9 protein-coding genes are annotated in these 6,692 nt (G+C 72.9%); 7 read left to right on the top strand and 2 right to left on the bottom strand.

Features of this window, described 5'->3' with window-relative positions; translation table 11 throughout:
* The 7 genes from MXD59_RS18100 to MXD59_RS18070 all read left to right on the top strand — a co-directional run.
* Positions 1 to 996 (top strand): beta/alpha barrel domain-containing protein (locus tag MXD59_RS18100; RefSeq protein ID WP_504858358.1); only part of this gene is annotated, 996 nt, incomplete at its 5' end.
* 27 nt (positions 997 to 1,023) lie between these two features.
* On the top strand, positions 1,024 to 1,713 hold the full coding sequence (locus MXD59_RS18095) for an NUDIX hydrolase (protein ID WP_248825871.1): 690 nt from the start codon (positions 1,024 to 1,026) through the stop codon (positions 1,711 to 1,713).
* Positions 1,714 to 1,792: 79 nt separating this feature from the next.
* A complete protein-coding gene (gene clpS / locus MXD59_RS18090) occupies positions 1,793 to 2,083 on the top strand; it encodes an ATP-dependent Clp protease adapter ClpS (RefSeq protein WP_163547318.1) in 291 nt (96 codons plus the stop codon).
* 511 nt (positions 2,084 to 2,594) lie between these two features.
* The gene (locus MXD59_RS18085) at positions 2,595 to 3,134 is read left to right on the top strand and encodes a DUF2017 domain-containing protein (RefSeq protein ID WP_248811320.1); all 540 of its coding nucleotides are present in this window, start codon (positions 2,595 to 2,597) and stop codon (positions 3,132 to 3,134) included.
* A gap of 77 nt (positions 3,135 to 3,211) precedes the next feature.
* A complete protein-coding gene (locus MXD59_RS18080) occupies positions 3,212 to 3,616 on the top strand; it encodes a M67 family metallopeptidase (protein WP_163547291.1) in 405 nt (134 codons plus the stop codon).
* A gap of 249 nt (positions 3,617 to 3,865) precedes the next feature.
* Complete coding sequence (locus tag MXD59_RS18075) at positions 3,866 to 4,180, top strand: MoaD family protein (protein WP_163547292.1); 315 nt, start codon at positions 3,866 to 3,868, stop codon at positions 4,178 to 4,180.
* 31 nt (positions 4,181 to 4,211) lie between these two features.
* Entirely contained in the window at positions 4,212 to 5,159 is a 948-nt protein-coding gene (locus tag MXD59_RS18070) for a PLP-dependent cysteine synthase family protein (protein WP_248825870.1), read from the top strand.
* A 98-nt stretch (positions 5,160 to 5,257) separates the two neighbouring features.
* Here MXD59_RS18070 and rdgB read toward each other — a convergent pair whose 3' ends face one another.
* Positions 5,258 to 5,884, bottom strand: coding sequence for an RdgB/HAM1 family non-canonical purine NTP pyrophosphatase (rdgB, locus tag MXD59_RS18065; protein WP_248825869.1), 627 nt, complete (start codon positions 5,882 to 5,884; stop codon positions 5,258 to 5,260).
* Positions 5,881 to 6,663: a ribonuclease PH gene (gene rph, locus MXD59_RS18060; protein WP_248811322.1), complete on the bottom strand. Its 783-nt coding sequence runs from the start codon at positions 6,661 to 6,663 to the stop codon at positions 5,881 to 5,883. The genes rdgB and rph overlap by 4 nt, the downstream gene beginning before the upstream one ends.
* Positions 6,664 to 6,692 lie beyond the last annotated feature (29 nt).

Raw genomic sequence — 6,692 nt, 5'->3', positions numbered from 1 at the left:
ACGCCGCCCCGCGCCGGCGCGCGCCGGCGGGCGGGGCGGCGCCGCCGCCCGCGGCCCTGCCTGGAGATGGGTTCGCGGCGCACCCACGAGGCGGCGGCCGTCGCGGCCGCACGAGCCGCCTACGTCGCCGGGTTCACCGCCACCTCGAACCTGGAGGCCGGTCGCACCTACGGCGTGCCCGGCGTCGGCACCAGCGCGCACGCGTTCACCCTGGCGCATCCAAGCGAAGCCGAGGCGTTCGCCGCCCAGGTCCGTGCGCTGGGCGCCGACACGACCCTGCTGGTGGACACCTACGACGTCGCCGACGGAGTGGCCGCGGCGGTCGCGGCGGCCGGCCCACGGCTGGGCGCGGTGCGCATCGACAGCGGTGACCTTGCCGCACTCGCCCGCGCCACCCGCGCCCAGCTCGATCGCCTCGGCGCCCCGAACACCCGCATCGTCGCCACCGGTGACCTCGACGAACACGCCCTCGCCCGGCTCGCCTCGAGTCCGCTCGACGGCTACGGGATCGGGACGAGTCTGGTCACCGGCTCCGGCGCGCCCACGGCGGGCTTCGTCTACAAACTGGTCGAGGTGGACGGCGTTCCCGTGGCGAAACGCTCGGTGGGCAAGGGCACCCGGGGCGGGCGCAAACGGGTCCTGCGCCGTCACGATCCGGCCGGTCGGGCGGTGGCCGACATCGTGCTGACCGCCGCCGCGCCCGGACCCGAGCCCACGATCTCGCCCGACGCCGCCATCTCGCCCGACGCCGCGACCTCGGCCCGTTGGGCGGGCGCCGCCAGGTCGTCCGGGGTGACCGAGAACAGCCGCGACCGGGAGCTGCTGCGCCAGCTCGTGGTGGGCGGCAAACTCGCCGAGGAGGGGCTGGTCGGGCCGGCCGGCACCGCGCGAGCCCGCGCGCACCACGCCCAGGCCTTCGCCGCCCTGCCGCGAGGGGCCCGCGACGTCGGGTTCGGTCAACCCTGCCTGCCCGTCGTCCACACCGCCGGGCCCTGACCGGCGGGGACCGGCCACACTGGAGGTGTGTCACCGCCCGCCGTCGCCGTCAGCGTGGACCTGGTCCTGCTGACCCTGCGTTCGGGTCAGCTGTGTGTGCTGCTGACCCGGCGGGTGGGCACCGACGTCTGGACGCTGCCCGGCGGGTTCGTCGACGGCGACGAGGATCTCGACACCGCCGCCGCCCGGCAGCTGGCGGCCCGGGCCGGGGTGACCGCGACCGGTCATCTCGAACAGCTGCGCACCTACGGTGGTCCGCACCACGGGCCGTGGATCTCCGGTGTCAGCGTCGCCTACCTCGCCCTGCTCCCTGACCTGCCCGACCTGCTCGCGACCGAGCCCGAGCCGGCGGGCCGGGCCTGCTGGTGCCCGGTGGACGCCCTGACCAGCCCCCCGGAGCGGGTGCTCGCGCCCGACCATCTGCGGATCGTGGCCGACGGTGTCGAGCGGGCCCGGGCGAAGCTGGAGTACACCCCGCTGGCCGCGGCCTTCTGCGAGGACGAGTTCACCCTCGCCGATCTGCGTCGGGTCTACGAGGCGGCCTGGGGCGTCGCCCTGGACCCGCCGAACTTCCGGCGCAAGGTGCTGTCCACCCCCGGCTTCGTCGTGCCGCTGGGACGACGCACCTCGCCGCCCGGGGGAGGCCGGCCGGCCGAGCTCTACAGCCGGGGCCCGGCGACCGCGCTGCATCCACCGCTGCTGCGCCGCTCGGTCTGACCGGCCGCTCGGTCTGACCGGCGGATTGGTCGGACGGGCCGCTCGGTCCGTGGGCGCCGAAGGCGTCACAATAGGCCTCGTGTCTGTCACCGCCGTGTCGCCCCTCGACGTCGAGGAGGTCGACGAGTCCGTCGACGAAGATCGGCCGTGGGTCACGATCGTCTGGAACGATCCGATCAACCTGATGTCGTACGTGACGTACGTGTTTCAGAAGCTGTTCGGCTACAGCCGGGCGAAGGCCCATGAGCTCATGCTCGATGTCCACCACAAGGGCCGGGCCTCGGTCGCCACCGGTACCAGGGAGGAGATGGAAACCGACGCTGCGCGCCTGCACGCCTACGGGCTGTGGGCAACTATCGCGCAGGACTGACCGCGCCGTCCGCCCGATATCCCGGGTCCGCGCGCCGGGCCCGGGATATCCCGATCCCCTCCGCACACATTCGATCGGCCACGCCGAAACCGGAGGTGGGGAAGCAGTCCCTGGTGGTGGCACCGGCTGCTATCGCCGGACGTGAAGGTAATACGTCTACGGCCTTGTTCTGGAGCGATGTCTCCGGTCCTCGCGAATCCGACCCGCTTCGTGCCAAATTTCTTGTATTCCTGTCAGGGTGGCCAGATTTTCGCCCCCGTGTGGGCGTTCAGCATCCGTCCTGATGATCTCGTCCTCGGTCAAGCGGGGTGTGCGCGACCGGATCGTCCGGGCTACCCCCATCCGGGGTTCCCAGGCGCCGGGCGCTCGCCCCGGTCCCCACAGGTGCCTGGCACCGGCTGGCCGGATGGCCCGATCCGGCCAGGCCGCCGTACGGGTCGCCCGCCGGGTCGCGGCGGTGGCTGGACTAGGCTGGCGTCGGACGCGCGCTGGACGAACAGGACGTGAGGACGTGCCCGCAGATGGCTTCCGGCGCACCAGGGCCGGCATCGAGCTGAGCCTGCCCGAGTTGGAGGCGGCGCTGCTCACCGAGCTCGTCGGTCAGATCGACGGCATGCTCGAACCACCGCCGGTGGAGGATCCGCTGGAGGCGCTGGTCGGGCTGCGCGACACCGCCCCACCGCCACCGGATGACCCGGCGCTGTCCCGCCTGCTGCCCGACCCGTACCCGGACGACCCGATGGCCTCGGGGGACTTCCGGCGCCGTCGTACCGACGACCTGCTCGCCCGCAAGCGTGAGGCGGCCCGCCGGGTACTGGCCGCGGTGCCGGCTCCCGGCCGGGTGCTGGTGCTCGACGAGACCGCGGCGCAGGACTGGCTGACCACGCTCAACGACCTGCGTCTGGTGCTGGGTACCCGGCTGGGGCTCACCGACGACGACTCGACGGGCGAGCTCGAACACCTGGCCGCCGACGACCCGCGCCGGCCGCTGGCGGCCGTGTACGGGTTTCTCACCGAACTGCTCGACGACCTCACCCGGGCGCTGGGCTGAGCGACCCGAGTCCGACCACCCGGGTCAATCGTCGCAGCCGCGAGCCCATCGCCCCGTCCGCGTCGTACGGTGGGCCAGTGCTGCGAATCGACCGTGCCTGTTATGAGGCGATTGTCGCTCATGCCCGGCGTGACCACCCGGACGAGGCGTGTGGCGTGGTCGCCGGGCCCGCGGGCTCGGACCGGCCGGAGCGGTTCATCCCGATGGAGAACGCCGAGCGCTCACCGACGTTCTACGCGTTCGACTCCATGGAGCAGCTGCGGGTCTGGCGGGAGATGGACGATCGCGACGAGGAGCCTGTCGTGATCTACCACTCGCACACCGCGACCGAGGCCTACCCGTCGCGGACGGACATCTCGCTGGCGGGCGAGCCCGGTGCCCACTACGTGCTGGCGTCGACCCGGGAGCCCGACAGCATCGAGTTCCGCTCGTTCCGGATCCTCGACGGTCAGGTCACCGAGGAGCCGGTGGAAATCGTCTGACCTGTCCGGGCGTTATCCTCCCCGACGTCGCCCGCCGGACACCGTCGTCCGGGGCCCGCACGTCCCAGCCGTCGCCGCCCGGGTCAGGGGGTCAGGGGGTCCAGGGTCACGGGGCGTCGGCGGGCCCAGGCGCCGGGTCCGCGGTGCCGCCCGGGTGTCCACCAGCGATGCGAGCCCGAGCAGCCAGCGGTCAGTAGCCAGCCAGTCAGCACAGTTCGAGCAGTCAGACACAGCCGCGAAGGGAACATCATGGCAGTCCAGGTCCGTGTGCCGACGATCCTGCGTACCTACACGGGAGGTGCGAAGCTGGTCGAGGGCGCGGGCGACACGGTCGCCGATCTCTTCCGTGACCTCGACACCCGCCACGACGGTCTGCGTGGCCGGCTGGTCACCGGTGATGACGGCGCCGAGCTGCACCGGTTCGTCAACATCTACATCAACGACGAGGACGTGCGTTTCCTCGGCGGGCTGGACGCGAAGCTCAAGGACGGCGACGAGGTGACCATCCTGCCTGCGGTCGCGGGCGGGGCGGGCGGGTTCGTGCGTCCGCTCGCCGCCGGCTGAGCCGGCCAGATCGAAGCGGCAGGTCCGACTCATGCGATACGACTCCCTGGCCGACTCGGTCGGCCGGACCCCGCTGGTCGGGCTTCCGCGACTGTCGCCGTCGCCGCAGGTCCGGCTGTGGGCGAAGCTGGAACAGGACAACCCAACCGGCTCGATCAAGGATCGAGCCGCGTTGTGGATGATCGCGGACGGGGAGAAGCGTGGGCTGCTCTCCCCGGGCGCGACCGTGCTGGAGCCGACCTCCGGGAACACCGGGATCTCGCTGGCGATGGTCTGTCGCCAGCGCGGCTACCGGCTGATCTGCGTGATGCCGGAGAACACCTCGGTGGAGCGACGTCAGCTGCTGGCGATGTGGGGCGCCGAGATCAGGTACTCACCGGCGGCCGGTGGCTCCAACGAGGCGGTCGCCGTCGCCAAGCGGCTGGCCGCGGAGAACCCCGACTGGGTCATGCTCTACCAGTACGGCAACCCGGCCAACGCCCAGGCCCACTACGAGACGACCGGGCCGGAGATCCTCGAGGATCTGCCGGAGATCACCCACTTCGTCGCCGGCCTGGGTACCACCGGCACCCTGATGGGCACCGGCCGGTACCTCAAGGAGCACGTGCCCGGCATCGCGATCGTCGCCGCCGAGCCGCGTTACGGTGAGCTCGTCTACGGCCTGCGCAACATCGACGAGGGCTTCGTGCCCGAGCTGTACGACCCGTCGGTGCTCACCACGCGGTACTCGGTCGGCCCGCGGGAGGCCCTGCGCCGCACCCGGGAGCTGGTGCAGGAGGAGGGCATCTTCGCCGGCATCTCCACCGGCGCCATCCTGCACGCGGCGATGGCCCTGGCGGACCGGGCCGTCCGGGACGGGCAGTCCGCCGAGATCGCGCTCATCGTCTGTGACGGTGGCTGGAAGTACCTGTCCACCGGTGCCTACGCGGGCACCCTCGAGGAGGCCGAGGCCGCCCTGGAAGGCCAGCTCTGGGCCTAGGGGCAGCCATGCTGGCCCAGGGTTCAGCCGTTGGCCCCGGCGGGGCGGCGCTGAACCCTAGCTGGCCCGCCCCCCGGGGCGGGCCGCCAGAGGCGGTGTCAGCCGGCCGCTGTCAGGATCGGGCCGAGCTGGCGGGCCAGCTCACGAAAGGCCCGACCGCGATGGCTGATCGCGTCCTTCTCCGGGGCGGTCAGCTCGGCGTTCGTACGGGTCTGGCCCTCGGCGAGGAACAGCGGGTCGTAGCCGAAACCGGCCGCACCCCGGGGCGCGGCGAGCAGCTCACCGCGCAGCTCGCCGTGGGTGACCAGTTCGACGCCGGCGGGCGTGACCAGCGCGGCGGCGCAGACGAACGCGGCCCCGCGGCGCGGCGCGGGCACGTCGTCGAGCTGCGCCAGCACCAGGGCGTTGTTCGCCTCGTCCCGTTGCTCACGGGTGCCGCCGCGTAGCCCGGCCCAGCGCGCGGAGCGCACCCCGGGCATGCCGCCGAGCTCGTCGACGGCCAGGCCCGAGTCGTCGGCGACCGCGGGCAGGCCGGTCAGCTCGGCGGCCGCGTGCGCCTTGATCAGCGCGTTCTCGGCGAAGGTGGTGCCGGTCTCAGCCACCTCCTCGCCGTCGGGCAGACCCACCAGCTCCACGTCCAGGCCGCTGGCGGCGAGGATGCGGCGCAGCTCCACCAGCTTCGCCGCGTTGCGACTGGCGAGCACCAGCCGGGTCGGCCCGCTCACCGCGCACCCGCCGCGGCCCGGTTACCGGACGAACCGGCACCGCCGCGGCCCAGGGGCGCCGGCCCGGCCGGGGCCGGACCTGCCAGCGCCTCGCTCTGGAGAGCGGACAGCTGCGCGCAGCCGCGCACGGCGAGGTCGAGCAGGCTGTCGAGCATCGCCCGGTCGAACGGCGCGCCCTCCGCGGTGCCCTGCACCTCGACGAAGCCCTCCGCGCCGGTGCACACCACGTTCATGTCGGTGCCGGCGGTGGAGTCCTCGGTGTAGGCCAGGTCGAGCATCGCCTCGCCGCCGACCACACCGACGCTGACCGCCGCCACACTGGTGGTGATGGCCTGCGGCCGGCCCAGCCAGCGGGCCGCGTCGACGAGGGCGACGTAGGCACCGGTGATCGCGGCGGTGCGGGTACCACCGTCGGCGAGCAGAACGTCACAGTCAATGGCGATGGTGTTCTCGCCGAGGGCCGACAGGTCGATGCAGGCCCGCAGGCTGCGGCCGATCAGACGGGAGATCTCGTGGGTGCGCCCGCCGACGCGCCCGCGCACCGACTCCCGGTCGTTGCGGGTGTTGGTGGAGCGGGGGAGCATCGCGTACTCCGCGGTGACCCAGCCCAGCCCGCTGCCCTTGCGCCAGCGGGGGACGCCGGTGGTCACCGACGCGGCGCACAGCACCCGGGTACGGCCCGCGGTGATGAGCGCCGATCCCTCGGCATGCTCCTGCCAGCCGCGCGCAATGGTCACCGGACGCAGCTCGTCCGGCTTTCTGCCATCAACTCGAGTCACGTCGTGACCCTACCGGCCAGGCCGAAGGT

The sequence above is a fragment of the Frankia umida genome (assembly GCF_023242945.1).
GTDB classification, from domain to species: Bacteria; Actinomycetota; Actinomycetes; order Frankiales; family Frankiaceae; genus Frankia; species Frankia umida.
The sequence above is the reverse complement of the archived record's forward strand: the minus strand, read 5'-3'. Positions and strand labels throughout refer to the sequence as shown.